28 protein-coding genes are annotated in these 24,479 nt (G+C 73.8%); 12 read left to right on the plus strand and 16 right to left on the minus strand.

Annotated elements, in window-relative coordinates; all coding sequences use genetic code 11:
• Nucleotides 1-108: 108 nt before the first annotated feature.
• Nucleotides 109-1,533, minus strand: coding sequence for an MFS transporter (locus DEI95_RS01125; RefSeq protein WP_110911478.1), 1,425 nt, complete (start codon nt 1,531-1,533; stop codon nt 109-111).
• Between the two features lie 122 nt (nt 1,534-1,655).
• On the opposite strand from DEI95_RS01125, the gene DEI95_RS01130 reads away from it, so the two are divergent.
• Nucleotides 1,656-2,897: a hypothetical protein gene (locus tag DEI95_RS01130; RefSeq protein ID WP_111059103.1), complete on the plus strand. Its 1,242-nt coding sequence runs from the start codon at nt 1,656-1,658 to the stop codon at nt 2,895-2,897.
• A gap of 57 nt (nt 2,898-2,954) precedes the next feature.
• Here the strand turns inward: DEI95_RS01130 and DEI95_RS01135 are convergent, their stop codons facing one another.
• The 3 genes from DEI95_RS01135 to DEI95_RS01145 all read right to left on the minus strand — a co-directional run bounded on the left by DEI95_RS01135 (nt 2,955) and on the right by DEI95_RS01145 (nt 5,438).
• A complete protein-coding gene (locus DEI95_RS01135) occupies nt 2,955-3,446 on the minus strand; it encodes a pyridoxamine 5'-phosphate oxidase family protein (protein WP_110901589.1) in 492 nt (163 codons plus the stop codon).
• A gap of 171 nt (nt 3,447-3,617) precedes the next feature.
• Nucleotides 3,618-4,241, minus strand: coding sequence for a hypothetical protein (locus DEI95_RS01140; RefSeq protein ID WP_110824698.1), 624 nt, complete (start codon nt 4,239-4,241; stop codon nt 3,618-3,620).
• 87 nt (nt 4,242-4,328) lie between these two features.
• Nucleotides 4,329-5,438, minus strand: coding sequence for an LLM class flavin-dependent oxidoreductase (locus DEI95_RS01145; protein WP_111059104.1), 1,110 nt, complete (start codon nt 5,436-5,438; stop codon nt 4,329-4,331).
• 122 nt (nt 5,439-5,560) lie between these two features.
• Here DEI95_RS01145 and DEI95_RS01150 point away from each other — a divergent pair, with 122 nt between their 5' ends.
• Nucleotides 5,561-6,478: an SDR family oxidoreductase gene (locus tag DEI95_RS01150; RefSeq protein ID WP_111059105.1), complete on the plus strand. Its 918-nt coding sequence runs from the start codon at nt 5,561-5,563 to the stop codon at nt 6,476-6,478.
• Between the two features lie 95 nt (nt 6,479-6,573).
• Here the strand turns inward: DEI95_RS01150 and DEI95_RS01155 are convergent, their stop codons facing one another.
• Nucleotides 6,574-7,362 carry an NRDE family protein gene (locus DEI95_RS01155; RefSeq protein WP_110824701.1) on the minus strand — a complete coding sequence of 263 codons (789 nt, stop codon included), beginning with the start codon at nt 7,360-7,362 and terminating at the stop codon, nt 6,574-6,576.
• Between the two features lie 134 nt (nt 7,363-7,496).
• On the opposite strand from DEI95_RS01155, the gene DEI95_RS01160 reads away from it, so the two are divergent.
• The 7 genes from DEI95_RS01160 to DEI95_RS01190 all read left to right on the plus strand — a co-directional run bounded on the left by DEI95_RS01160 (nt 7,497) and on the right by DEI95_RS01190 (nt 13,176).
• On the plus strand, nt 7,497-8,807 hold the full coding sequence (locus DEI95_RS01160; RefSeq protein WP_258367381.1) for a phosphopantothenate--cysteine ligase family flavoprotein: 1,311 nt from the start codon (nt 7,497-7,499) through the stop codon (nt 8,805-8,807).
• A 99-nt stretch (nt 8,808-8,906) separates the two neighbouring features.
• On the plus strand, nt 8,907-9,308 hold the full coding sequence (locus tag DEI95_RS01165; protein WP_111059106.1) for a hypothetical protein: 402 nt from the start codon (nt 8,907-8,909) through the stop codon (nt 9,306-9,308).
• Entirely contained in the window at nt 9,305-10,129 is an 825-nt protein-coding gene (locus DEI95_RS01170; protein WP_111059107.1) for a DUF2071 domain-containing protein, read from the plus strand. The genes DEI95_RS01165 and DEI95_RS01170 overlap by 4 nt, the downstream gene beginning before the upstream one ends.
• Entirely contained in the window at nt 10,126-10,761 is a 636-nt protein-coding gene (locus tag DEI95_RS01175; protein WP_111059108.1) for a DUF1810 domain-containing protein, read from the plus strand. Before DEI95_RS01170 ends, DEI95_RS01175 begins: the two co-directional genes overlap by 4 nt.
• Entirely contained in the window at nt 10,650-11,300 is a 651-nt protein-coding gene (locus DEI95_RS01180; protein WP_110824705.1) for a GntR family transcriptional regulator, read from the plus strand. The genes DEI95_RS01175 and DEI95_RS01180 overlap by 112 nt, the downstream gene beginning before the upstream one ends.
• Before the next feature lie 187 nt (nt 11,301-11,487).
• Nucleotides 11,488-11,943 (plus strand): MarR family winged helix-turn-helix transcriptional regulator, encoded by a 456-nt coding sequence (locus DEI95_RS01185; RefSeq protein ID WP_111059109.1) that lies wholly within the window; start codon nt 11,488-11,490, stop codon nt 11,941-11,943.
• A gap of 357 nt (nt 11,944-12,300) precedes the next feature.
• Entirely contained in the window at nt 12,301-13,176 is an 876-nt protein-coding gene (locus DEI95_RS01190) for a phospholipase (protein WP_258367383.1), read from the plus strand.
• Between the two features lie 118 nt (nt 13,177-13,294).
• On the opposite strand, the gene DEI95_RS16390 is transcribed toward DEI95_RS01190, so the two are convergent.
• From DEI95_RS16390 to DEI95_RS01205, 3 genes are read right to left on the minus strand one after another with little or no spacing between them, the layout of a single operon-like run.
• A complete protein-coding gene (locus DEI95_RS16390) occupies nt 13,295-13,666 on the minus strand; it encodes a hypothetical protein (RefSeq protein ID WP_146243561.1) in 372 nt (123 codons plus the stop codon).
• Nucleotides 13,663-14,400: a hypothetical protein gene (locus DEI95_RS01200; RefSeq protein WP_146243562.1), complete on the minus strand. Its 738-nt coding sequence runs from the start codon at nt 14,398-14,400 to the stop codon at nt 13,663-13,665. The genes DEI95_RS16390 and DEI95_RS01200 overlap by 4 nt, the downstream gene beginning before the upstream one ends.
• Nucleotides 14,397-14,963 carry an RNA polymerase sigma factor gene (locus DEI95_RS01205; protein WP_111059112.1) on the minus strand — a complete coding sequence of 189 codons (567 nt, stop codon included), beginning with the start codon at nt 14,961-14,963 and terminating at the stop codon, nt 14,397-14,399. The genes DEI95_RS01200 and DEI95_RS01205 overlap by 4 nt, the downstream gene beginning before the upstream one ends.
• 163 nt (nt 14,964-15,126) lie before the next feature.
• On the opposite strand from DEI95_RS01205, the gene DEI95_RS01210 reads away from it, so the two are divergent.
• Nucleotides 15,127-15,762 (plus strand): MOSC domain-containing protein, encoded by a 636-nt coding sequence (locus DEI95_RS01210; RefSeq protein ID WP_111059113.1) that lies wholly within the window; start codon nt 15,127-15,129, stop codon nt 15,760-15,762.
• 15 nt (nt 15,763-15,777) lie between these two features.
• Here the strand turns inward: DEI95_RS01210 and DEI95_RS01215 are convergent, their stop codons facing one another.
• Nucleotides 15,778-16,161 (minus strand): MmcQ/YjbR family DNA-binding protein, encoded by a 384-nt coding sequence (locus tag DEI95_RS01215; protein WP_110824711.1) that lies wholly within the window; start codon nt 16,159-16,161, stop codon nt 15,778-15,780.
• Nucleotides 16,162-16,333: 172 nt separating this feature from the next.
• On the opposite strand from DEI95_RS01215, the gene DEI95_RS01220 reads away from it, so the two are divergent.
• Nucleotides 16,334-16,633 (plus strand): excalibur calcium-binding domain-containing protein, encoded by a 300-nt coding sequence (locus DEI95_RS01220; protein ID WP_110824712.1) that lies wholly within the window; start codon nt 16,334-16,336, stop codon nt 16,631-16,633.
• A gap of 39 nt (nt 16,634-16,672) precedes the next feature.
• Here DEI95_RS01220 and epsC read toward each other — a convergent pair whose 3' ends face one another.
• The 4 genes from epsC to DEI95_RS01240 form a co-directional block, all read right to left on the minus strand.
• The gene (epsC, locus tag DEI95_RS01225; RefSeq protein ID WP_258365921.1) at nt 16,673-17,257 is read right to left on the minus strand and encodes a serine O-acetyltransferase EpsC; all 585 of its coding nucleotides are present in this window, start codon (nt 17,255-17,257) and stop codon (nt 16,673-16,675) included.
• Nucleotides 17,254-18,192 (minus strand): cysteine synthase A, encoded by a 939-nt coding sequence (gene cysK, locus DEI95_RS01230; RefSeq protein ID WP_110824713.1) that lies wholly within the window; start codon nt 18,190-18,192, stop codon nt 17,254-17,256. Before cysK ends, epsC begins: the two co-directional genes overlap by 4 nt.
• 152 nt (nt 18,193-18,344) lie before the next feature.
• Complete coding sequence (locus DEI95_RS01235) at nt 18,345-19,394, minus strand: dipeptidase (RefSeq protein WP_111059114.1); 1,050 nt, start codon at nt 19,392-19,394, stop codon at nt 18,345-18,347.
• Nucleotides 19,395-19,436: 42 nt separating this feature from the next.
• Nucleotides 19,437-20,558, minus strand: coding sequence for a YeiH family protein (locus DEI95_RS01240; protein WP_110824715.1), 1,122 nt, complete (start codon nt 20,556-20,558; stop codon nt 19,437-19,439).
• Nucleotides 20,559-20,594: 36 nt separating this feature from the next.
• Here DEI95_RS01240 and DEI95_RS01245 point away from each other — a divergent pair, with 36 nt between their 5' ends.
• Nucleotides 20,595-21,113, plus strand: coding sequence for an SRPBCC family protein (locus DEI95_RS01245; RefSeq protein ID WP_110824716.1), 519 nt, complete (start codon nt 20,595-20,597; stop codon nt 21,111-21,113).
• On the opposite strand, the gene DEI95_RS01250 is transcribed toward DEI95_RS01245, so the two are convergent.
• From DEI95_RS01250 to DEI95_RS01260, 3 genes are read right to left on the minus strand one after another with little or no spacing between them, the layout of a single operon-like run.
• Entirely contained in the window at nt 21,080-21,907 is an 828-nt protein-coding gene (locus DEI95_RS01250) for a MurR/RpiR family transcriptional regulator (RefSeq protein WP_110824717.1), read from the minus strand. The two genes, DEI95_RS01245 and DEI95_RS01250, sit on opposite strands and share 34 nt — an antisense overlap.
• Nucleotides 21,904-23,196 (minus strand): allantoate amidohydrolase, encoded by a 1,293-nt coding sequence (locus tag DEI95_RS01255; RefSeq protein WP_110824718.1) that lies wholly within the window; start codon nt 23,194-23,196, stop codon nt 21,904-21,906. Before DEI95_RS01255 ends, DEI95_RS01250 begins: the two co-directional genes overlap by 4 nt.
• The gene (locus DEI95_RS01260; protein ID WP_110824719.1) at nt 23,193-24,479 is read right to left on the minus strand and encodes an alanine--glyoxylate aminotransferase family protein; all 1,287 of its coding nucleotides are present in this window, start codon (nt 24,477-24,479) and stop codon (nt 23,193-23,195) included. Before DEI95_RS01260 ends, DEI95_RS01255 begins: the two co-directional genes overlap by 4 nt.

Raw genomic sequence — 24,479 nt, forward strand, 5'->3', positions numbered from 1 at the left:
AGACTGTAGCGCGGTGCGGATCGCGGACACGTGACGTGGCGGTGGACGATCGGTGACGACCCGACCGCGTGCCGGTCGACCCCGCCGCTGGCGCGCCGCACCGCCCCGTCAGCGCCCCGCCGGCTCCCGTACGCGGCGGGTCGGACGGACGGTCTCCCCCGCCGTCCGGCTCATGAGCAGCCCCTCGACGCAGGCGACGAGCAGCAGGACCGTGATCACGCCGAAGGCGACCGCGTACGGCGCCGTACCGGCGAGACCCTCCCCGCCGAGGCCCGACGCGGCACGGAGCACGACGGCGACGACGGCCACCCCGAACCCGGCCGCGGTCTGCTGCAGTGTCGAGGACAGCGTGTTCGCGGCGGTCATGTCCGGCTGCTCCACGTCCGCGAACGCGATCGTGTTGTACGCGGTGAAGCCCACCGACCGTGCGGCACCGCTGACGACGAGGAGGACCGCGAGCAGCCAGAACGGCGTCTCCGGTGTGAGGAACACCATCGCCAGGACGGACAGCGCCGCGAGGGCGGAGGACACGACGATGACCGGACGGTACCCCCACCAGCGCAGGAACGGCGTGGTCGCGGGCTTGATGCCGAGGTTGCCGACGAAGACCCAGAGGACGGCGGACCCGGCCTCGAGTGCGGTCCACCCCCAGGCGTCCTGGAAGAGCAGCGGCAGCACGAACGGCACCGCGGACACCGCCAGGCGGAACAGGCTGCCGCCTGCGTGTGAGACACGGAAGGTCTCGAGCCGGAACGCGTCGAGCCCCATGATCGGGTGCGGTGCCCGGCGGAAGTGCCGGATCGCGAGCCAGGTGCATCCCGCACCGACGACGCCGGCGACGACGGCCGGCACGACGGGCACGGTCTCGAGGGCGAGCAACGACGCCATGACGACGAGCGCGCCGAGCCCGAGGCAGGCGAGCACCGACCCGCGCCAGTCGAACGGCACCCGCTCCGGCGCACGCTCCTGCGGGACGAGGACGAGCGCCGCGACGACGGCCACCACCCCGAGCGGGATGTTGACGAGGAAGATCCAGTGCCAGGACAGCGTGTCGACGAGCACCCCGCCGAGGAACGGCGCGATGATCGGCGCCGCGAGCGCGGGCCACGTCAGGATCGCGATCGCCGTGACGAGCTGGTCGCGACCGGCGCTGCGGAGCACCACGAGCCTCCCGACCGGCACCATCAGCGCACCGCCGAGGCCCTGCAGGATCCGCCACAGCGTCAGCTCGACGAGTCCGGTCGAGGCGGCGCAGAGCGCCGAGGCGAGCGTGAACAGCGCGATCGCGCCCACGAAGACGGTCCGGGACCCGACGCGGTCGGTGATCCACCCGCTGACCGGGATGAACACGGCCAGGGTGACGAGGTAGGCGGTGATCGCGACACCGACGGCGGCGGAGTCGACGCCGAGGTCGCGCCCCATCGCCGGTGCCGCCGTGGCCAGGATCGTCCCGTCCAGGAGCTCCATGAAGAAGGTGCCCGCCACGAGCACGGCGACCGCCGTGCTGCTCGTCCGTCGTGTCGTCGTCGTCATCGCTCCGGATGCTAGTCGGACCGCTGCGTGATCCGTGACGCGAGGTGTCCCCCTTCCCCAGCGAGCGACGACTACCGTGGACCCGTGCCGTCTGCCCACCCCGACCTCTGCGGACCGCGCGCATGAGCCGCCTGGACGGGGTCCTCACCGGCTCGGTCGCCGCGGGTCGTCGCCGCGTGGTCGACACGGTCGTCAGCCTGCCGGCGTGGTCGGCGGTCCTGCTGCTCTGGACCGTCGGGCGCCTGGTGTCGACGATGTGGCTGATGGTCGTGTACCCACTCGTCTCGCGCGTGCAGCCGGACAATGCCATCTGGGGCAATGACCACGGCTTCACGGCGTTCCTGACGTCGTGGGACGGGCAGTACTACGAGGCGATCTCGCTGCACGGGTACCCCTCGGTCCTGCCGATCGATGCCACCGGACACGTCGCACAGAACGCCTGGGCGTTCCTGCCCGCGTTCCCGTTCACCATCCGGCTCCTCACCGTGTCGACCGGTCTGCCGTTCACCATCGGCGCCCCGACCGTCGCGATCGTCGCCGGCCTCGTCGCGACGTTCCTGCTGCACCGCCTCGTCCAGGAGCACGCCGGTGCGACCGCGGCACTGTGGGCGGTCTTCTTCTTCACGTGCGGTCCGCTGTCGTTCCTGCTGCAGGTCGGGTACGCCGAGACCGCCTTCCTGGCGCTGACCTTCGGGGCGCTGCTGGCGATGGAACGACGGCGGTACGGGCTGCTCACCGTCCTCGGGGTCGTCGCCGCGTTCACCCGTCCCGGTGCGCTCGCCATCCCGCTGACGCTCGGTGTGCTCGCGCTCCTCCGGTACTCCGCGGCGCGGCGGACGGGCGCCCGGTCGCTCGACGGGTTCCCGGTCGCGGAGCGGGTCAAGGTCGTCGTCGCCGGGCTCGTCATGGCGGCGGCGGGATCGGCGTGGCCGGTCATCGCGGCCTGGGCGACCGGTCGTCCGGACGCGTACCTCGCGACCGAGATGTCCTGGTGGGTGAACTTCATCGGCCGGGTGCACTTCGTGCCGCTGTCGCCGTGGTTCCTCACCACCGCGAAGTGGCTCGGCGTCGGCGGCGTGCTCCTCGTCGTGCTCCTGCTCGTCCTGTACCCGCTGTGGTTGTCGCGCCGCTCCACCCGGCAGCTCGGGACCACCACGGTGGTGTTCGCCGCGGGGTACGCGCTGTACGTCTTCGCGGTGTCGCTGCCGATGGCGTCCACGCCCCGGCTGCTCATGCCCCTCGCGCCGCTGATGGGGTCGCCGGAGCTGGTTGCGAAGCCGGGACTGCGGTGGACGCTGGTGGCCGGCGCCCTGGTGCTGCAGCCGGTGTTCGTCGCGCTCCTCTGGCTGCTCGGCCCGCCCTGACGGGACCGTCGCCGACGCCCGGGCTCGTGTCGGACACGACCCGGGCGGCGACGTGCGTCAGACCTCGAGCGTGCCGTGACTGCCGACGTCCGGCTGGGACTGGTGCCCGATCGCGGCCTTGAGGGTCTGCACGAGACCCCCGACCGGACCGGCGTCCTGCGTCCAGTACTCGACCGAGACGCCCTGCACCGTGAGCAGCCGGATCGACGGGTCGTCGCGCCCGTCCGGGAACCACGCCTCGGCGAACGGCGACCAGAGTTCGTCGACCACCGCGCGGTCCTCGGTGACGGTCGCCGTGCCGGCGATGGAGAGGTACCCGCCCTGCGACTCGATGGCGACGTTGACGTGCGGGTTCCGGGCGATGTCCTCGACCTTCTCGCTGCCGTCCTGCACGAGGAACCGCAGCGTCCCGTGGAAGGACTTGTCCTGCACGGCGAGGGGTCGGGCGTGCAGCTGGCCGTCCTCGCTGACGGTCGTGAGCAGTGCCGTCCGTGCTCCGTGGACGATGTCGGAGATGGCGGCGCGGTGGTCGGTCTGGGTGTCGGTCATGATGCTCCTTTGCGTCGTGCGCCCCGACTGCCGGCACGAGGCCGGCTCCGTGACGCGAACCGTTCCCTCCAGTCTGCCCCGATCGGCTCGGGATGCGCGAGGGACATCTGCCGGGAGGCCCGTCCCACCCCCGCGACGCCGCTCCGGCCGCGTCGGCGCGGACGGCAGCGGTCAGGCGCGCTCGCGGATGGTCGTCTCGACGTCGACCACCTGCGGGATCCGCGGCAGCGACGCGAAGCCGAACCGCACCGGCGGGTCCAGGGGCGCGAGCTCCCCGAGGGGCTCCCCCGCCCAGGTGCCACGGACACCGACCACGTCGTGCGCCCCGGTGACGCCGTAGTACTCGCGGCGGCCGCCCCCCGCGGTGCCGGCGGTGCCCGCTCCGGGAGCGACGAGCTTCGCGACGGGGTCGATCACGGTGAGCCACCGCGGGTCGCGGGCGATGCGCTTCGGGACGATGCGGAGCACCCGACCGAGCGGGGAGATCGTGCCGACGTCGACCGAGGCGACGAGGGGCCCGGCGTCGAGTTCGAGTCCGCGGGCGGTGCGTCGGGCGCTGATGTCCACGACCGACACCGCGTCGAACCGGTAGGTGCCGGAGACGTAGGCGGCGACGATCTCGTCGGGAGCGAGGAGCACGCTCGACCCGTCGGGCAGCTCGACGAACACGTCGGTGAACGCGCCGAACGGGGACGACTCCCACATGCCGACGACGAACCGGACGCCGGAGGTGCTCCCGGCGCCGAGGATCCGTCCGCGGAACCGTCGTTCGGTGGTCTCGTTGCTCGGCGACATGCGCCAGACGGTACGCGGAGCAGCCCGGGAACCGCCGGGCGGACCGCTCAGCCCGTCCGGCGACGGGTCAGCCCGTCCGGTGGTGGATCAGGGGACGGGGACCGGCTCCGCGAGCAGCTCGCGGACGCGCGGCGCGACCCGCGTGCCGTACAGCTCGATCGACCGCATCATGTCCTCGTGCGGCAGGCGACCGGTCGCGTACCGCATGTCGAACCGGGTGACGCCGAGGATGCGCATGTTCCGCGCGATCTTGCGCGCGACGGTCTCCGGCGACCCGACGTACAGCGACCCGCCCGCGGAGAGCCCGGCGCGGTAACCCGCCTGGTCGAGGGGCGGCCAGCCACGCTCACGACCGAGCTGGTCGGTGACGGCCTTGTGGAACGGCCAGTAGCGCTCGGCGGCCTCCTCGTCGGTCTCGGCGACGAACCCGGGCGAGTGCATCGCGATCGGCTGCTGCGGGAGCTCGAGCTGGTCGAGCGCCTGGCGGTAGAGCCGGGCGTACGGGGCGAACTGCGCGGGCTGCCCCCCGATGATCGCGAGGAACAGCGGCATGCCGTAGGACGCGGCGCGGATGACCGACTGCGGTGACCCGCCGACGCCGATCCAGGTCGGGATGGGGCCGTGTTCGAGCTTCGGGAAGACGTCCTGCTCGACGAGCGAGGCGCGCTTCGTGCCCTGCCACGTGACGGTGTCGCCGCCACGGAGGGCGCTCCAGAGCTGCAGCTTCTCCTCGAAGAGCACCTCGTAGTCCTGCAGGTCGAAGCCGAACAGCGGGAAGGACTCGGTGAAGGACCCGCGGCCCAGGACGACTTCGGCGCGCCCGTTGGAGATCGCGTCGACGGTGGCGAAGCGCTCGTACACGCGGACCGGGTCGTCGGAGGACAGCACGGTCACGGCGGAACCGAGGCGGATGCGCTCGGTCCGGGCGGCGATCGCTGCGAGGACGACCTCGGGGGCGCTCACGGAGTAGTCGGCGCGGTGGTGCTCGCCGACGCCGATGAAGTCGATGCCCACCTGGTCGGCGAGGACGGCCTCGTCGAGCAGGTTCCGCAGCGTCTGCGCGTGGGTGAGGGGGCTGCCGGCAGGACCGTCGGTGACGTCGCCGAACGTGTCGAGGCCGAGCTGCACCGGGCCGACCCGGTCGGGTGCGGGCGGCGGGACGTCCGAGGGTCGGTCCGTGCCGAAGGCGTTGCTCATGGGACCCTCCCGGATCTCGCAGTCGATCAATGCGAACGCATGAAAACTAGCACGATCGCCCGCCGACCGCACCCCCTGCCGCGGGCGAGCCGGGCACAGCGCCGCTGTGTACGGTCCACCCCATGGTGCAGTCCTCGACCCTCCCCGACCAGTCCGGCCGACGCATCGTCGTCACCGGGTCCAACAGCGGCACCGGCAAGGAGGCCGCCCGCCGGCTCGCCGGGGCCGGCGCGAGCGTCGTGCTCGCGGTCCGCACCCCGTCCAAGGGCGAGGACGCCGCCGCGGAGATCCGTCGTGAGCACCCGGACGGCGACCTCGAGGTCCGGGAGCTCGACCTCGCCGACCTGTCGAGCGTGCACCGCTTCGCCGACGGCGTCATCGCCGACGACCGACCGCTCGACGTCCTCGTCAACAACGCCGGCGTGATGGCCCCGCGGGAGCGCTTCGAGACCGTCGACGGGTTCGAGCTGCAGTTCGGGACCAACTTCCTCGGCCCCTTCGCCCTGACGAACCTGCTCCTGCCGACGCTCCTCCGCGCCGAGGCGCCCCGCGTGACGACCATGTCGAGCATCGCCGCGGTGCCGGGGAAGATCCACTTCGACGACCTGCAGTGGCAGCGCGGCTACCAGCCGTGGCTCGCCTACGCGCAGTCGAAGCTCGCCGACCTGCTCCTCGGGCTGCACCTGCACCAGGTCGCGATCACGCGGGAGTGGGGCCTCAGCTCGACGCTCGCGCACCCCGGCTTCACGCGGACGAACCTGCAGGCGGCGGGCCGCTCCCTGGGCCGCGACCGCCCCGTCCACGCGAGCGACCGGGCGTTCCCCTGGACGCAGGGCGTCGAGCAGGGGTCTGAGCCGCTCCTCTACGCCGCCGTGGGACCGGGTGCGGTGTCCGGCGCCTACTACGGACCGGCCGGGCCCCTCGGCCTCACCGGGCCGACGACGCTCGCACCGATCCCGCGCTCAGCACGGGGCGTCGACCTCGCCCGCTCGCTCTGGGCGGTCGCCGAGGACCTCACCGGGACCCGCCTGCCGGACTGACGCCGGTCCGCGGGACCCGGGCCGGGCCTCCCGGCGGACACCGCACCAGTCGCCCCCGCCGGGAGGCCCGTCCTCGGGCCTCCGAGGACGGTCGCCTACGCGTGGTCGTGCGTCAGCGGCCCGTGCAGGACCCCCGGCTGTGCGAGCCGGGTGTGACGCAGCACCGTCCGCTCCGGTCCGACCGCCGCGGCGACGATCGACAGGGTCGCGAAGTGCCCCTCGGGTTCGACCGTGTCCCGCAGGATCGCGTCCGGGTCGTCGGCGGGCAGGACGGTCGAGCCGTCGAGCACGTCGAACCACGGACCCCAGCCGTCCTCGTCGGCAGCCGGCCCCGTGCGGCCCACCTCGTCGGAGGGGTCCCGAGCGGGCGGGCCCGTCGGCGCCGGCGCGGCGCGGAACGCGTCGAGCCACCGGCCGATCCGGGGCGCCGCCGGGTCGTCCGGCTCGCCGTGCGTGACCATGTGCACGCCGGGCCCGAGCACGGTCGTTCGGACGGCCGACCCGTCCCAGGTGACGACCTCGGCCCCGTCGGCCGTCGCGCGCACGAGGTTGAAGGCCCGGCTCGTCGGCGCGGTGCCGGCCGCGCCCGGCAGGACGCCGTCGACCACGGCGTCGAGCGGCAGCGTGCCACGGGTCGTCCAGGACCCGTCGACTCCCGGGGTGTCCTCCCACCGGTTGAGCACGACCGCGAGCCCGGCACGGTCCGACGCGGCCAGCCACGCACCCCCGGCCTGCTGGTCGCGGACGCCCCGGACCCCGGGGTCGCGGTCGGGCCACCACGCCGCCGGCGGGTCCCACGGCCGGTCCGGCGACTCGTCCCGCAGCGCGAGCATGGTCACGGGCCAGGCCGCGGCGGGATCGACACGGACGACGACGGTGCACATGACGGCGATCCTGCCACCCGGCGTCGGCGTTCCTCGCCATCGCCGACACTCTCCGGGGTCGGTGCTCGCACGTTCCCCCGCCGGTCGCCCGAGCGACGGCCGCACGCGTGCGCTCGGCGGGTAGCGTGAGCGCCGTGAACGAGGCAGCCCTGCAGACCGTCCGCCCCCGCACCGTCGTCGTCGGCATCACCGGCGGGATCGCCGCCTACAAGGCCGTCGGCGTCGTCCGCGACCTCGTGAAGCGCGGCCACGACGTGCACGTCGTCCCGACCGAGGGCGCGCTGCGGTTCGTCGGGCTGCCGACCCTGGAGGCGCTCAGCCGCAACCCCGTCTCCACGAGCGTCTGGGACGACGTCGCCGAGGTGCGGCACGTCGCACTCGGCCGTCGCGCCGACCTCGTCGTGATCGCCCCCGCCACCGCGGACAGCCTCGCGAAGATGGCCGCGGGCCTGGCCGGCGACCTGCTCGGCACGACCCTGCTCGCGACCGAGGCACCCGTCGTCGTCGCCCCCGCGATGCACCCGCAGATGTGGGAGCACCCGGCCACCAGGGCGAACCTCGCGACACTCCGCTCCCGTGGCGTGCACGTCGTCGGTCCCGTCGTCGGCGCCCTGACCGGCGACGACGCCGGCATCGGCCGGATGTCCGAACCGGAGGACATCGTGCGGGCCGCACTCGCCGTGCTCGACGGGACGGACAGCGGGGACGCGCACGGGGGTGCCGACATGGCCGGAGCGGCACCGAGCCTCCGCACCGGCGCCCGCGGCGAGCAGGGCGACCTGGCCGGCGTCCGCGTGGTGGTCAGCGCGGGCGGGACCCGCGAACCGCTCGACCCGGTGCGGTTCGTCGGCAACCGCTCGAGCGGCCGGCAGGGCGTCGCGCTCGCCGCGGAGGCCGCACGCCGGGGCGCGGACGTGACCCTCGTCGCCGCGAACACCGACCCCGGGCTCACCGCGGACCTGCCCGTCGAGGTCGTGCGCGTCGGGTCGGCGCAGGAGCTCGCCGCTGCCGTGCACGCCGCCGCGCCCGCAGCCGACGTCGTCGTGATGACCGCGGCGGTCGCCGACTACCGGCCGGCCGAGGTGCTCGAGTCGAAGCTCAAGAAGGAGCAGCAGGGCGACCGGATGACGCTCGAACTCGTGAAGAACCCGGACGTCCTGGCCGAACTCGTCGCCGCCCGGCGGGTCGGGCAGGTCATCGTGGGCTTCGCCGCGGAGACCGAACCCGACCGCGAGGCGCGCATCGAGCTCGGGCGCGCGAAGATCGCCCGGAAGCCGGCCGACCTGCTCGTCGTCAACCACGTCGGCTGGTCGCACGGCTTCGAGCGCGAGGAGAACGCGATCGAGGTCCTGGTGCCCGGCGGCGAGGTCGTCCGCGAGACCTCCGGGTCGAAGGCCGACGTCGCCACGGCCGTCCTCGACCTGGTCGCGACCGCGCTGACCTGAGTGGTGCCGCCGTCCGGGGCACGCGCGCCCTCCCGACCCGCGATGCCGACCCCGGACCGACCTGGGCGTGCGCCGGGGCACGACGGGCACGATGGAGCGATGCGACGGCGGACCAGACGTGCACGACGTGCGACGAGGACCGCCGGTGTCCTCGCCCTCATCCTCGGCGGTGCGGGCGTGACGCACTTCCTCCGGCCCCGCGGGTACGACCGCATCGTGCCGGACGCCCTCCCGCCACGGACGACCACCCTCGCGTCCGGTGTCGCCGAGCTCGGCATCGCCGCCGGGCTCCTCGTCCCGGCGACCCGACGCGGTGCCGGGTGGGCCGCTGCGGCGCTCTTCCTCGCCGTCTTCCCCGCGAACCTCAAGATGGCCGGGGACCTGCTCGACAGCCCCCGGTCCAGCCGGACCGCACGCCTGGTCGCCGTCCTCCGTCTGCCCCTGCAGGCCCCGCTCGTCGCGTGGGGGGTGCGGGTCGCCCGACACGCCCCCCGCCGATGAGCGAGGCCGCGCCCGCGCCGGCGCCGGGACGGGGCGCTCCCCGCGCCCGGGCCTCCGTGGCGTTGCTGCACCGCCCGGTGACCGTGCACGCCTGGGACGACATCGTCTTCGCGCACTGGCGCTGCGAGCCCGAGACGCTCGCGCGCCTGGTCCCGCGTGGCACCCGACCGGACGTCGTGGACGGCAGCGCCTGGGTCGGGCTCGTCGCCTACGTGTTCCGTGAGACGCAGGTCCCACCGTTCCCGCCGTCCACCCGCCTCGGCAGGATGACCGAGGTCACGATCGAGGTCCTCACGGTCGACGACGCCGGCCGCCGCGGGATCGCGTACCTGACCGTGGACACGCCGAACGTCCCCGCCATCGTCGCCGCCCACGCGCTGCTCGGCGTGCCGTACACGTTCGCCTGGGCACGCTCCCGTCGCCGCGGCGAGACCGTCGGCCACCGGTCCGTCCGGCACCCCGGACGCGTGCGGCACCCGATCCGTGCGGTCCGCCTGGCCCGCGCGGCCCGCCGGACGCCAGGCCCGTCCACCGTCCAGCACGCCGCCTCGGTCCGCGCCGTGGCCGGCGAGGTCGACCGCTCGCCCTTGGCCGCCGAGCTGACCACCCGTGCCGGCATCCACGCACGGCTGCTCGCGCAGACCCTGTTCTGGCAGCGCCAGCACCCGCCGCTCACCGTGCGGTCCGCCCGACTCGAACGGCTCGAGGGCGACCTGCCCGACGCGGTCGGCCTGCCGGGGCTGTTCGACCGGGCTCCCGACTCCGTGCTCGTCGTCGACGGCACCACCGTCCGCTACGCCTGGGGGGACGTCGTCCGATGAGCACCGTGCACGACGGGTCGGACGGCGACGACCCGTTCGACCTCGACCGCTTCGTGACGGCCCAACAGGGCGTGCACGAGACCGCGCTCGCCGAGCTCCGGTCCGGGCGGAAGCGGTCGCACTGGATGTGGTTCGTGTTCCCGCAGGTCGCCGGCCTCGGTCGGAGCTCGACCGCCCGCCACTACGCGGTGACCGGCCTGCCGGAAGCCCGGGCGGTCCTCGCACACCCGGTGCTCGGACCGCGACTGCTCGACGCCGCGGCCGCGGCCGCCGACGCGCCGGCGGACTCGGCCGAGGACCTGTTCGGCGGCATCGACGCCGTGAAGGCCCGGTCGTCGATGACCCTGTTCGCCCGTGCCGCCGGCGACCCGGCACCGTTCCGGGCCGTCCTGGAGCGGTGGTTCGACGGCCACGAGGACCCCGCGACGCTGCGCCTGCTCGACCTGGGCTGGCCACATCCTGCCGGTAGCACATCAGGTACGGTGAGGAGGCCCCCGCCCCCGATCCGGAAGGTCCTCGCATGCCGGTCCCCAGCACCGCCCCGACCGAGCACAAGCTGCTCCGCGACACCGTCCGGCAGAAGATCCACGAGGCGATCATGGACGGGACCCTCGAGCCCGGGGAGCGCCTGAACGACGAGGAGCTCATCGCCTGGCTCGGCGTCTCCCGGACCCCCATCCGCGAGGCCCTCAGCCAGCTCGCCCGGGCAGGGCTCATCGAGATGGCACCGAACCGGTACACGCGCGTGACCACCCCCGACCCGGCGCAGGTCGTCGAGGCCATGCAGACGCTCGGCGTGCTGTTCGGCGGCGTCGTCCGGCTGGCCGTGCCGCGTCTGTCGGTGGCCGCGCGGAAGCGGATCCTGTCGGCGCTCGACACGACCGTCACCGAGCTCGAGGCACACGACGTCCCGGCGGTGAACCGTGGCGCCCTCGGGGTGTTCGCGCTGTACGTCGACGAGTGCGGCAACGCGGACCTGCAGCGTGTCTGCCGCGACACGATGGACGGCCTGGCCTTCCGGCTGCGGTTGCCGGACCTCGACCGGCTCGTCGACTGGGATCGGATGACCGAGGACTTCCGGCGGCTCCGGACGGCCACGGCCGACGGGGACAACGTCGCCGCGGAGCTCGCCACCGAGGCCATCCACCTCCTCCCGGGCGAGAAGCGCTGACCCCGTAGCCGTCCATTCCCTGAACGTCCGCACAGGATCGGAGCGGGCCGACCGGGAGCAGGGCCTGACCTCGTCACCGGACACGGTCCCGCCGATCCCGGCGGTCACGCTCGTGTCCCCCGATCTGCACCGCCCCGGCGACCGCTACGATCGTGCTCACCACCCGACCGATCCCCGCGGAGCAGCCATGACCGACCTCGACCCGGACCGCACCGAGGTCGCCGCACGACTCGCCGCGGCGGTCGGTCGGATCAACCGGCGGGCGCGCACCGACTCCGCGTCACTCGGCTACGGCATCGTGTCGGCACTCGCCTCCATCGTGCAGCACGGCCCCCTGCGCCCCGGCGACCTGTCGCGGATCGAGGTCGTCACCAAGCCGACGATGACCCGCATCCTGACCGAGCTCGAGCAGCGCGGCTTCATCGAGCGCGACGCCGATCCGCGCGACGGCCGGGCCTTCATGGTGAGTGCGACACCCGCCGGCGTGGACGCCGTCGACGCGGCCCGTTCGGAGCGCACCGGCATCGTCGCCGGCCTCATCGCGGAATTGTCCCCCGACGACGTCGACGCGATCGCCGGCGCCCTCGACGCACTGGAGCGCGTCGCCCAGAGTCCGACCGCCCGGGCGGCCGGGTCCTCCTGAGCGCTCGCGCCTCGTTACCGAACCGTTACCGGGCTCCGGCCGGTCTCCGGTGCGCAGGTGCTGACGACACGTCCAGGATCACGGGTCATCGTGGCGGCTTCGCCCCGCGGGTGACCTGAGCGTCACCGCGCCGCGGCGGAACGGACGGGCCCCACACCACCGTCCGCTCCTCCCCCGGCTCGCGGGTCCACGCGACGACGCGGACGGCAGGGCCCCCACCCCTGTCGTCTCCCCGGTGCGCCCGACCGTCCCCGACGCTCGACCGCACCGGTGTCCGGCGTGCGCCCGACCCGCGCACCCGTCCGGACAGCCGTCCACCGAGGACCCGCACCACGAGCCGGCCGACCCCCGGAAACCATGACGCGAACCACTCCCCGCACCGGTGCCCCGGCACCCGGCACCCGCCGCGCCGCCCTCGACACCCCCTCCCGTCGCATGCGTCGGACCCTGCGCAAGCACGGCGTCCTCCTCGCCGGCGGGGCCGCGGTCGTCGCGATCGCCGGCGGCGCCCTCACCGTGACGCAGCCCGCGCTCGGCGACGCGCTCGGCGTGCCCAGCGCCTCCGCGACCCCCGGCCTGAGCGGCACCGACCTCGGCCGGGCCCAGGCCGCAGCGACGGTCGCGACCGCCCGCACCGTCGTGCAGGACGCCAACGACGAGACCGACACCGCCGAGCTCGAGCAGCACATCGCATCGCTGGCGGACATCCGTGCGCTGTCCGGCTCGGCGCTGACCGAACGCATCGCCGCGACCGTCGACACCACGCAGGAGGTCGCTCAGGCGAGCGCCGACCAGGACGCGCAGGACGCCGCCGACCGGCAGGCGGCAGCGCAGCGGGCTGCCGACCGGGCGGCCGCGGCGGAGGCAGCCGCCGCTCGTGCCGCGGCGGAACGGGCTGCCGCCGAAGCGCAGGCCCGCGCGAACACACCCGCCGGGGCGAAGACCGTGGCGGCGGCGATGGCGGCGTCCGAGTACGGCTGGGGCGCGGACCAGTTCCAGTGCCTCGACAGCCTGTGGACGAAGGAGTCCGGCTGGGACTACCGGGCCGTCAACCCGGACGGCGGCGCGACGGGCATCCCGCAGGCGCTCCCCGGCTCGAAGATGGCCTCGGTCGCCGCCGACTGGCAGACGAACGCCAGCACCCAGATCACCTGGGGCCTGCGCTACATCGACGCCTCCTACGGCACCCCGTGCAGCGCGTGGTCGCACTCGCAGGCGGTCAACTGGTACTGAGCCGGCCAGCCCGCTGACGCGACCGCCCGACGTCCCGGGCAGACCGGGTGGTGAGCGAGCGACGCGACGGGCCGGTGTCGGGCCTCCCGTCCGGCGCAGCCCGGGCCGAGGACGACCGTCAGCCGATGCGCGCGACCCGCACGTCGATGCGGGTCGGTGTCCGACCCGCGGCGGACGCGGCCGCGAGCGCGGCGTCGTGGACGGCATGTGCGACGGCGGGGGCCGGCGCGCTCCCGTCCGTCCCGATGACCAGGTGGAGCACCGGACCGTCGACGCCGACGCGCGCACCGGCCGGGCCCGCACCGGCAACGCCGGGGGCGAGGCGCCGGACGGCCGCGACGGCGCTGCCGATGGTCGGCAAGGGCCGGTAGAGGTCGGTGACGCCGGGGACGGCGAGCACGGCGGCCTCGACCGCCAGGAGCGTCTCCGCGGTCCAAGGTGTGGCGGTCTCGTCGGTGACGTCGCCGCCGGTGGTGGTCTGGTCGGTCATCGCGAGGTCTCCTCGTCCGTGGTCCGCTCGTCCGTGGCCCGCTCGTCCGTGGCCCGCTCGTCCGTGGCCCGCTCGTCCGTGGTCCGCTCGTCCGTGGTCCGAGGTGTGATGAGGTCACGGACGACGACGTCCACCGCGACCACGGTCAGGTCGGTCTGCGTGGCGAGTGCCTTCTCGACGGCCAGCCGCACGGCGTCCGCGGTCGGGACGAGCCGGTTGCCGGCGACCACGGCGACCTCCACCGAGACCCGCACGGGTGCCGCGAGCGCCGTCACGTCACCGTCGAGGAGACAGCGGGAGACCACAACGCCGGGGACCTCGTCGCCGGCACGACGGACGAGTGACCGGACGGCGCCCTCGGTCAGGACCGGGTGCTCGGTCGGGGCCGCGGCGCGCAGCGGGATGTCCCGTCCGGCACGGACCTCGAGCGAGATGTTCGCCAGGACGCCGCCGATCCAGGACTCGTCGGCGGGCGGCTCGGCCTCGGCCGCCTGGTCGAGCGACGCGAGCGAGGCGTGTCGCAACCGCAGGATGGCGGCGAGGGCGTTCTGGCACGCGGGGCTGTCGTCGATGGTGGGGTCCGCCGGCTGCATCCCCGCGTCGAGGTAGTCGGAGAGCTCGTCGATCGTGTGCCCGTCCAGGTCCTCGGGCTCGAGGGTCGCGAGGCCGGGCTCGTCCGGTACGGACGCACCGTCCGGTCCGGACGCGGCGGTCGGTTCGGGTGCGGCGGTCATCGCCATCCCTCCATGAGTCGGATCATGTTCTTCCGGGCGCGGGACAGGATCCCGCGGACGGTCGACGTCGGCAGGCCGAGCTCCTCGGCGATGTCCTCGTAGCGGTACTCGAGGACCTCCTTCATCACCCAGCACCGGCGTTGGTCGACGGGTAGTGCGCTGAGTGCGCGGTCGACGGCGTCCTCGCGGGAGTGCGCCTCGGCGACCCACTCGGGGGCCGCGTCGGACGGTGCCGCGACCTCGAGTTCGGTGACGTCGTCGTGGTCCCGGCGCGACCGGATACGGTCCAGGCACTTCCGGCTGAGGATGCGCATCAGCCAGGCCTTGACCCGCCGGCGGTCCTGGAGCCCGTCGAGTCGGTTCCAGGCGGTGATGAAGGTCTCCTGGACCACGTCGTCGAGCTCGTCCGTCGACCCGAGCGTGCGTCGCGCGTAGGCCCGGAGCAGCGGCGTGTGTCGTCGGATGAGGACCTCGAACGCCCGGACGTCACCGTCGGTGGCACGGTCGGCGAGCACCTCGTCGTCGAGGTCGACGAGATCCGTCCGGTGTTGCTGCGGCTGCACGGTCCCCTTCTACTGGGAGCGGTTGCGAACGGCCCGCGTGTCGGCGGACCGGAGCGCTCGGGCACCGATGAGACGCACGCCGGCGCCGGATCGTCACACCGGATCCGGCCGTGCCCGATGCCCACGGATGCGCGCCCGGGCCGATGTACGGCAGGCTGTCCCCATGTCCGTCGTCACCGCCGTCTGCCGCGTCGACCAGCTGCTCCGGGACTCGGGCACGATCGGTGTCACCGCGATCGACAAGCGACCGGTGCCGGGTCCGGTCCGCGTCCGTCCCCTCGGCCTGCACGCCGACGTGCAGGCGGACCGGAAGCACCACGGCGGTGAGGACCAGGCCGTCTACGTGTACGCCGACGAGGACGCCGCGTACTTCGCCGGACAGCTCGACAGGCCGATCCCGCCCGGGCTCTTCGGCGAGAACCTGCGCACCTCCGGCATCGACGTCACCGGCCTCGTGATCGGCGAGCGGTGGCGGATCGGCGAGGTCCTGGAACTCGAGGCGACGATCCCGCGGACCCCCTGCGGCACCTTCGCCCGGCGGATGGGGGTCGACAAGTGGGTCAAGCGCTTCGCGGAGGAGGGCCGCCCCGGTGCGTACTTCCGCGTCAAGCGCTCCGGCCCCGTGGCCGCGGGCGACACCGTGACGGTGCTGGCGCGCCCCGAGCACGGCGTCACGATCGGGCAGATGTTCGCCGGACTCAGCGCGGACCAGGCAGCTGCGGTGCTCGCCTCGGGTGACGGGCTCGCTCCGAAGGTCGTCCGGGAGGCCCGGCTCGCGCTCCGGCGCTCCGCCGTCTGACCGGGGACGGCCGGGTCAAGGCTGCTGTGCACCGCGGGTCGGGTCGAGTGGACGACGGGCACGGGGCAGGCCCGCGACGACGAGGTCCCACGCGTTCGCGACGAGGTCCTCGACGAACGCCTCGTCGAGTCCGGGTCCCGGGGAGAGCGTGATCCAGTGGCGCTTGTCCATGTGCCAGCCCGGCGTGACCTCGGCGAGGTCCCGCACCAGCGCGGCGCCGTGCGGCGGCGCGCACTTGAGGGTGACGATCGCGACGCCGCGAAGTTCGGTCGTCATCACGAACATCTTCTCGACGACCTTGTAGACGTCCGTGCCCTCGCCGAAGGGCTGCGTCTCGGTCACTGCCGGGAGGGCCATCGCCGTCCGTGCGGCGACCGACTGCAGGGTGCTGCCGTCCATGCACCCATGATGACGGGGACCAGGGACACCGACGGGACGGAACGGGGTCGCGGTGTCGAGGCCGGGTCGGTGCATGCCTCGATCGGGGGGGGTGGTGAAGATGTCTCATCGATTCGCAGTACCCTCGTCCTGCCTGCGTACCGACGCCGGTCATCGCTCCGGAGGAACCGCCATGAAGACCACCCGCACCCTCGGCGTCACCGCCCTCGCGCTCGCGCTCACCGTCGGCGGCGTCGTCGGCACCGCGACCAGCGCCTCCGCGGCCCCGAAGACCTACGCGAACTGCACCGCCGTCCACAAGGTGTACTCGGGCGGCATCGCGAAGAAGTCGGTCACGAAGAACAAGGTGACCTCCGCCGGGAAGACGTCGTACCGCGCACTCAAGGGCACGGTGAAGAAGGACGACGCGCTCTACAACGCGAACAAGAAGATGGACCGCGACGCCGACGGGATCGCCTGCGAGAAGAGCTGACCGCTCCGACGCGCGCCGGGGCCGGCCGGGCGGGACGGTTCAGAGTTCCGGCACGCCCTCGTGACCGGAACGTGGCCGGGCCGTCCCGGCGACGCCGGTGACGACGGAGCCGGGCGGCACGTCCTTCGTGACGACCGTGCCGGCTCCGACGACGGAGTCGTCGCCGACGGTGATCCCGCCGATGACGGCGGAGCCCGCCCCCAGGACGACCCGGTCGCCCACCGTCGGGTGGCGCTTGGAACCCAGCCCCGGGCCTCCGCCCCGACCCCCGAGCGTCACGCCGTGGAAGACGAGGACGTCGTCGCCGATCACGGCCGTCTCCCCGATCACCACGCCGATGCCGTGGTCGATGAAGAACCGCCGTCCGATCCGTGCGCCCGGGTGGATCTCGATCCCCGTCAGGGTCCGGGTGGCCTGCGCCAGGATGCGCGCCACCGTGCGGGAGCCGGGCAGGCCGCGCGCGTGCCACAGCCGGTGCGCGACGCGGTGCGACCAGACGGCGTGCAGGCCCGAGTAGACGATCGCGTTCTCGAGGTCCCCGCGCGCGGCGGGGTCACCGCGGCGTGCTGCGGCGAGGTCCTCCCGGACCGTCCGCAGCACGCCGCGGCGTGGAGCCGTCGTCACGCAGAGAGCCCCTCGAAGAGCACCGTCGACAGGTAGCGCTCCCCCGTGTCGCAGACGATCGCGACGACGCGCTTGCCGGCGTTCTCCGGCCGCGCCGCGACCTGCAGGGCTGCGTGGATGATGGCACCCGAGGAGATGCCGGACAGGATGCCCTCCTCCGTGGCCAGCGCGCGGGCGACCCGCAGGGCGTCGTCGAGCTCGACGTCGATGACCTCGTCGATCACCGAACGGTCGAGCACCTCCGGGACGAAGTTCGCCCCGATGCCGGCGATCTTGTGCGGTCCGGCCGTGCCCTTGGTCAGGAGGGGCGAGTCGGCCGGTTCGACGGCGATGACCTGCACGCCGGGGACGCGCTCCTTGAGGACCTGCCCGACACCGGTGATGGTGCCGCCGGTCCCGACACCCGCGACGAACACGTCGACGTGCTCCTCGGTGTCGCGGAGGATCTCCTGCGCCGTGGTCCGGCGGTGGATCGCCGCGTTCGCGGTCGTCTCGAACTGGTGGGCGAGGATCGCGCCCGGGGTCTCGTCGACGATCTGACCGGCGCGTTCGACGGCGCCCTTCATGCCCTCGGAGCCCGGGGTCAGGACGATCTCCGCTCCGTACGCGCGCATCACGGCCCGGCGCTCGACGCTCATGGTCTCGGGCATCGTGATGACGACCTTGTACCCGCGGGCCGCACCGACGAGGGCGAGGGCGATGCCGGTGTTGCCCGACGAACCCTCGACGATCGTGCCGCCGGGCTTCAGCTCGCCGGACTCCTCGGCGGCGTCGATGATCGCGACACCCAGACGGTCCTTGACGCTCGCACCGGGGTTGTAGAACTCGAGCTTGGCGAGGACCTCGGCCCCGCCCTCCTGCGGCAGACGGTTCAGCCGCACGAGCGGGGTGTTGCCGAAGGCCTGGGAGATGTCGTCGTAGATGGTGCCGCTCATCGGTTCCGTCCTCACGTCGGTTGCCGCAGCCCCTCCCGTGGAGGCGCGGTGCGCTCGCGATCCTAGCGACCGCACCCAGGGCGGTCCTGTTCCGTGACGGAACGGTCCGCGGAGCGGTGCCGAGCGTGCCGGCGACCCGCGCCTCCCGTCCGTCAGCGCGGAGCGACCGCGAGGTGCGCCGTCCGCGCGAAGCGCTCGTCCGTGGCCTCGAGTACCCGCAGGACGTTGCCGCCGGCGAGTGCCCGGAGGTCCGCGTCGCCCCAACCGCGGCGGCGCAGCTCCTCGGCCAGCACCGGGTACCGGGACACGTCCCGCAGGTCCGGCGGCAGCACCGGGGTGCCGTCGTAGTCGCCACCGAGCCCGATGTGCGCGGCTCCTGCCACGTCCCGAGCGTGCTCGACGTGGTCGGCGACGTCAGCCACGGTCACGTGCGGCGGCTCCCCGACCGACCCGCTCTCCTCCCAGTCCGCCCACGCCCGCGAGACGAACGCCGGCACGAACGTCACCATGACCACGCCGCCGTTGTCCGCGAGGCGGGCGAGCACGTCGTCGGGGACGTTCCGCGGGTGGTCGGCGACCGCGACGGTCGACGAGTGGCTGAACACGACCGGTCGTGTGGCGACGTCGAGGGCGTCCCGCATCGTGGCGGGGGCGGTGTGCGACAGGTCGACGAGCATGCCGATGCGTTCCATCTCGGCGACGACCTCTCGTCCACGATCGGTCAGTCCGTCGTGCGCCCGCGCTCCCGTGGCCGAGTCGGCCCACGGAGTGTCCTCGGTGTGCGTCAGGGTCATGTAGCGGACGCCGAGCCGGGCGAAGTCGCGGAGGACCGCGAGGTCGTCCCCGATGGAGTGGCCGCCCTCCGCGCCGAGGAGCGAGGCGATGCGGCCGGAGGCAACGGCGGCGCGGACCTCGTCCGCCGTGCGGGCGAGCGCCAGGTCGTCCTGGTACCGGTCCACCATGCGGTGCACGAGGTCGATCTGCTGGAGGGTCGTCCGGACCGGGTCCGGCTCCTCGACGGGTACGTAGACCGACCAGAACTGTCCGACGACCCCACCGGCCCGGAGCTTCGGCAGCTCGGTGTGGAGGGAGTCGGTCTCGGAGTCGATGCCGTCCAGACCGGATGCGTGCGTGTCGCGGCGTTCCGACGGCAGGTCGTTGTGTCCGTCGATGACGGGGAAGGCGAGGGCGTCGAGGTCCATCCCCCGACCGTAGCGCCAGGTCAGCGGCAGCTCGGCGGCGGGTCAGAGGCTGCCGGTGAGGGCCTGCAGGCCGAGGCTGGACAGGGACACCACGACCCACAGGGCGCCGCCGAGCAGCAGCGGTCGGAACCCGGCCCGGCGGAACCCGGCCAGGTCGGTGGAGAGCCCGATGGCGCTGAGCGCGACGGTGATGAGGAACGCGGCGACCGCGGCGATCACCGGGTGCGCCGGACCGGGGACGAGACCGGTGGAGTTCACCGCGGCGGCCAGCACGAAGCCGATGAGGAACCAGGGCACGAGGCGGGTCACCCGACGCGCCGACCAGCGCGGTCTGCCGGACGGTGACGTGGCACCCGGTCGAGCCCCGGCGGGGACTCCTCCGCTCGACTGCGCCGTGCCGTCGAGGGCGACGCCGTCGGTCGCGACCGTCGTGGGGTCCGAGCGACGCCCGACGAACCAGGCCAACCCGAGCACGACCGGGATGATCATCAGGGTGCGGACGAGCTTCACGACGACCGCGGAGTCCGCAGCGCCCGCCCCGTAGGTGCTCGCCGCGGCGACGACCGACGAGGTGTCGTTCACCGCGGTTCCCGCGAACAGACCGAACGCGTGCTGGCTCATCCCGAGCGCGTGCCCCACCACGGGGAAGACGACGACCGCGGCCACGTTGAACAGGAAGATCGTCGACACGGCGTACGCCACCTCGATCGACACCGCGCCGATCACCGGGGCCACCGCGGCGATCGCGGAGGCGCCGCAGATCCCCGTCCCGACCCCGATCAGCATCCGCAGGTTGCCGACGACGCCCAGCGCGCGACCGATGCCCCACGCTGCGAGCAGGCAGACGACGAGGGTGCCGAGCATCACCGGCAACGACGCCACCCCGACGCGCGCGACCTGCAGCAGGGACAGCTGGGCGCCGAGGAGCACCACCGAGCACTGCAGGACGGTCTTGCTCGCGGTCGAGATGCCCGGCCGGAACACCGCGCCCGGACGACGGATCGTCCCGATGACGGCCCCGATGAGGACGCCGCTGACCGGAGCGCCGACGACGGGCAGGAAGCGCCCGATCACGGTGGCGACCAGGGCGATACCGGTGGCGAGTGCGAGTCCGGGCAGGAGCCTCCCGGCACGGTCCAGCGGGCGCACGGCGGCTTCGGTCACGTGACCATCCTGCCGCCCGTACGGCAGGATCGTCGCGTGAGCGCTGTCTTCCGGATCGTGACCGACCTGCCGGTGCCGCCGGAGCGCGCCTTCGCGCTCTCGCTCGACATCGGCGCGCACCTGCGGTCGATGGCCGCGAGCGGGGAGCAGGCGGTCGCCGGACGGACGAGCGGCGTGATCGGGCTCGGTGAGTCGGTCACGTGGCGCGCGCGTCACCTCGGCGTCGTCTGGCGGATGACGAACGAGGTCACCGTCCTGGAGGCGCCGCACCGGTTCGTCGACGAACAGGTGCGTGGGCCGTTCGCCCGGTTCCGGCACGAGCACCGGTTCGAGCGCACGGCGGACGGGACGCGGATGGTGGACGAGATCGCGTTCCGTGCCCCTTTCGGGCCGCTCGGGACGATCGCCGAGGGGCTCGTGCTGCGCCGGTACCTCCGGGCGCTCATCGTCGAGCGCAACGGCTCGCTCCTGTCGGAGCTCCGTGCGGAGCGGGAGCCCCGGGTGGTGCAGGACGACGCTTCTCAGGACCCGGCGAGCTCGCCCAGCGTGTCGTAGGCGTCCGCGACCGCCTCGACCCGGGTCCGGCCGGACGGCCCGGAGGCCTCGTAGACGTCGTTCGCGATCGCCGCGACCACGGCGAACAGGGCCGCCATCGAGTCGAACGCCGACGGTGAGTCGACCGGGCACAGGACCGCGGTCGCAGCGGGTGCCGCGATGACCGCCGCGGTGGGGTCGCCGAGCACGACCACGTCGGCGCCCGTCCCGACGCAGTGCCGCACCACGCGGTCGACCCCGGCCGCGTGCCGTCGCACGGTGACGATGAACACGAGGTCCCGGCGGTCGAGGTCGGCGACCTCCTCGCCGAGACGTTGCCCCGGCGAGGGGCCGATGCGGACGTCCGGACGGACCTGCGCGAGCTGCGCGCGCAGTTGCAGGGCGATCGGGTACGCACCGCGCTCGCCGACCACCAGGACCCGGCGGGCGCGCATCACGCGGCGGGCGAGTCGGGGACGGTCGGCCCGGGCGAGCGAGGCGAAGGCGGCGTCGAGGTTCCGCGCCTCCACCGCGCGCTGGTCCACGTGGGCGGCGTCCTCGGCGGCCCAGGGCAACCCGGTGCCGCGGGCGGACATCAGGTTCTGCCGGACCTCGGCGGCGTCCTGGAAGCCCAGGGACCGGACGAGCCGCGAGACCGTCGCCTTCGAGGTCCCGGACTCCGCGGCGAGTTGCGCCGAGGTACCGACGAGCAGCAGTTCCGGGTCGTGTCGGATCATCGCGGCGACCCGGCGTTCGGCGGGCGAGAGGCGCTCCCACACCCGGTCGATCCGCCCGCGGACGTCCGGGACGGTCACGCGTCGGCTCCGTCGGCGAGGAGGTGCTCGTCAGCGAGCCGTTCTACCGCCGTGGCGAGCGCGTCGAGGCCGAGGGCGACGTCCGCCGCGGAGACGAACTCGTCCGGGTGGTGGCTGATGCCGTCCGGGTTGCGGAGGAACAGCATCGCGACGTCGGTGACGAGGCCGAGGGACATCGCGTCGTGTCCGGCACGGGAGAACAATTCGAGCGGTGCGGATTCGCCGGTCGCGACGATGCCGGCCCGGACGGCGTCCATCAGCCGCGGCGCGCAGAACACCGCGGGGGCACGGTGCACCTCGGTCGGTGTCACGTCGACCCCGCGGCGCTCCCCGATCTCGCGGAAGGCGTCGGCGACGGCGTCCCACACGCGGTCCCGTCCGTCGTCGAACTCGCCGCGCAGGTCGACCGCGAAGGTCGCAAGGCCCGGGACGACGTTGACGGCCCCGGGTTCCACCGTCATGGTGCCGACCGTGCCGATGTGCTGCTCGGTACGGCAGATCCGTTCGACGGCGAGTGCTGCCTCGGCGGCGGCGAGCAGTGCGTCGTGGCGTCGTTCGTAGGGCGTCCCGCCGGCGTGCCGGGCCTCCCCGACCGCCTCCACCGTGAAGCGCCGGGCGCTCGCGATGCTCGTCACGACACCGAGCGCCTGGTCGGCCTGCTCCAGGTACGGTCCCTGCTCGATGTGCGCCTCGAGGTACCCGACGAGGGACGCCGGTGCGACCGCGGCCTCGGCGATCCGGCCGGGGTCGAGGCCGAACGACTCGAAGGCGGACCGGAGGGTGGTGCCGTGCGCGTCCTGCAGGTCCCACCACGCCTCGTCCCAGACGCCGGCGACCGCGGAGGACCCGAGCAGCGCCTTGCCGAACCGGGTTCCCTCCTCGTCGGAGAACGCGATCACCTCGAGGGCGAACGGCAGCGCCCCGTGGTCCTGGACCAGGCGGGCGACGACCTCGACGGCCATGAGGACCCCGACGACGCCGTCGTAGCGACCGGCGTCCACGACGGTGTCCAGGTGGGAGCCGAGCAGGAGCACCGGCGCGTCCGGTGTCGCCCCCGCGGCGCGTCCGTGCAGGTTGCCGGCGGCGTCCTGCCAGGTGCGCAGCCCGACGTCCCGCATCCAGGCCCCGACGGTCTCGTTCGCCCGGGCGTGCTCGGGTGACAGGTACACGCGGGTGATCCGCCCGGGCGTCTCGGTGACGTCCGCGAGCTCGTCACAGCGGGCGATGATGGTGTCCGCCGCGGCCCGCGCTCGATCGCTCGCCAGCGGCACCTGCACGACGGCGCTCACGCGGGCGCTCCGGCGGGGACGAACGTCGCTGCGTCCGGGATCGGGGGCACGGCCGCGGGTGCGCTGTCGGCCGCTGCCGCGTACACGTCGAGCGCGGCGTCGACGCCGCCGCCCTGCGGAACGGCCACCCCGCCGCGCCGCAGGCACTGTTCGAGGGCGGCGAGCGTCGTCACGACGGTGTCCTTCCGGGCGTTGTAGCCCATCGTCCCGATCCGCCAGACGCGCCCGTGCAGGGGTCCGAACGAGGTGCCGATCTCGATGCCGTGGTCCTCGAGCATCGCGGCGCGGACGGCGTCCCCGCTGACCGTGTCCGGGATCTCCACCGCGACGACGTTGTGCATCTTGTGGCCGACGTCGCCGAAGACCGTCAGGCCGAGTCCGCGGACGCCCTCGAGCATCGCCCGCCCGGCGAGCGCGTGCCGCTCGACGACGGCGTCGCGGCCCTCCTCGAGCAGGATGCGGGCGCACTCGTTCGCGGCGTAGAGCATCGACGCCGCCTCGGTGTGGTGGTTGAGGCGCCGGGGACCCCAGTAGTCGAGGATCATCGCGAGGTCGAGGTAGTTCGACCGGATCGGGTCGTCGGAGACGTCGTCGCCGGGCTCGCGGATGCCGGCCTCGATGCTCCGACGGGCGTCCAGCACGGCGACCGCGGCCGGGGAGAGGGACAGCGGCGCGCTGCCGGAGGGACCGCCGAGGCACTTCTGCAGGCCCGCACTGACGGCGTCGATGCCCCACGCGTCCACCTCGAGCGGGTTGCCGCCGACCGAGGCCGTGACGTCGGTGTAGAAGAGCACGCCGTACCGGGCACAGATCGCGCCGAGTTCGTCGAGCGGCTGGTTCATCGTCGTCGAGGTGTCGCCCTGCACGATCGCCAACACCTTCGGACGGACACGGGCGATCGCGTCCTCGATGACCGAGGTCGGGAACACCTGCCCCCACTCGGTCTCGATCGTGTGCACGGTGGCGCCGGCTCGTCCGGCGATCTCGGCGAGCAGGTGCCCGAACCGTCCGAACACCGGCACGAGCACCGCGTCGCCCGGGGCGAGGAGGGAGACGAGGGCGGCTTCGATGCCGGCGCGCGAGGTGCCGTCGACCAGGACGGTGGCGTCGTTCCGCGTGCCGAGGACCTGCCGGTACAGCTCCTGCGTCCGGTTCATGGTCTCGGTCATCCACGGGTCGTACTGGCCGACGAGCGGTGTGGACAGGGCGCGGAGCACGCGGGGGTCGGCGGTGATCGGCCCGGGCCCCATGAGGAGCCGTGTCGGCGGGTTGACGGGATGCAT

It is taken from the genome of Curtobacterium sp. MCBD17_008 (assembly GCF_003234475.1).
In the GTDB taxonomy this organism is placed as follows: domain Bacteria; phylum Actinomycetota; class Actinomycetes; order Actinomycetales; family Microbacteriaceae; genus Curtobacterium.

Excerpts from the sequence above, each read along its gene's own strand:
- DEI95_RS01125 (WP_110911478.1), bottom strand. The coding sequence starts at position 1,533 with ATGACGACGACGACACGACGGACGAGCAGCACGGCGGTCGCCGTGCTC.
- DEI95_RS01130 (WP_111059103.1), top strand. The coding sequence starts at position 1,656 with ATGAGCCGCCTGGACGGGGTCCTCACCGGCTCGGTCGCCGCGGGTCGT.
- DEI95_RS01135 (WP_110901589.1), bottom strand. The coding sequence starts at position 3,446 with ATGACCGACACCCAGACCGACCACCGCGCCGCCATCTCCGACATCGTC.
- DEI95_RS01140 (WP_110824698.1), bottom strand. The coding sequence starts at position 4,241 with ATGTCGCCGAGCAACGAGACCACCGAACGACGGTTCCGCGGACGGATC.
- DEI95_RS01145 (WP_111059104.1), bottom strand. The coding sequence starts at position 5,438 with ATGAGCAACGCCTTCGGCACGGACCGACCCTCGGACGTCCCGCCGCCC.
- DEI95_RS01150 (WP_111059105.1), top strand. The coding sequence starts at position 5,561 with ATGGTGCAGTCCTCGACCCTCCCCGACCAGTCCGGCCGACGCATCGTC.
- DEI95_RS01155 (WP_110824701.1), bottom strand. The coding sequence starts at position 7,362 with ATGTGCACCGTCGTCGTCCGTGTCGATCCCGCCGCGGCCTGGCCCGTG.
- DEI95_RS01165 (WP_111059106.1), top strand. The coding sequence starts at position 8,907 with ATGCGACGGCGGACCAGACGTGCACGACGTGCGACGAGGACCGCCGGT.
- DEI95_RS01170 (WP_111059107.1), top strand. The coding sequence starts at position 9,305 with ATGAGCGAGGCCGCGCCCGCGCCGGCGCCGGGACGGGGCGCTCCCCGC.
- DEI95_RS01175 (WP_111059108.1), top strand. The coding sequence starts at position 10,126 with ATGAGCACCGTGCACGACGGGTCGGACGGCGACGACCCGTTCGACCTC.
- DEI95_RS01180 (WP_110824705.1), top strand. The coding sequence starts at position 10,650 with ATGCCGGTCCCCAGCACCGCCCCGACCGAGCACAAGCTGCTCCGCGAC.
- DEI95_RS01185 (WP_111059109.1), top strand. The coding sequence starts at position 11,488 with ATGACCGACCTCGACCCGGACCGCACCGAGGTCGCCGCACGACTCGCC.
- DEI95_RS01190 (WP_258367383.1), top strand. The coding sequence starts at position 12,301 with ATGACGCGAACCACTCCCCGCACCGGTGCCCCGGCACCCGGCACCCGC.
- DEI95_RS16390 (WP_146243561.1), bottom strand. The coding sequence starts at position 13,666 with ATGACCGACCAGACCACCACCGGCGGCGACGTCACCGACGAGACCGCC.
- DEI95_RS01200 (WP_146243562.1), bottom strand. The coding sequence starts at position 14,400 with ATGACCGCCGCACCCGAACCGACCGCCGCGTCCGGACCGGACGGTGCG.
- DEI95_RS01210 (WP_111059113.1), top strand. The coding sequence starts at position 15,127 with ATGTCCGTCGTCACCGCCGTCTGCCGCGTCGACCAGCTGCTCCGGGAC.
- DEI95_RS01215 (WP_110824711.1), bottom strand. The coding sequence starts at position 16,161 with ATGGACGGCAGCACCCTGCAGTCGGTCGCCGCACGGACGGCGATGGCC.
- DEI95_RS01220 (WP_110824712.1), top strand. The coding sequence starts at position 16,334 with ATGAAGACCACCCGCACCCTCGGCGTCACCGCCCTCGCGCTCGCGCTC.
- cysK (WP_110824713.1), bottom strand. The coding sequence starts at position 18,192 with ATGAGCGGCACCATCTACGACGACATCTCCCAGGCCTTCGGCAACACC.
- DEI95_RS01235 (WP_111059114.1), bottom strand. The coding sequence starts at position 19,394 with ATGGACCTCGACGCCCTCGCCTTCCCCGTCATCGACGGACACAACGAC.
- DEI95_RS01260 (WP_110824719.1), bottom strand. The coding sequence starts at position 24,479 with ATGCATCCCGTCAACCCGCCGACACGGCTCCTCATGGGGCCCGGGCCG.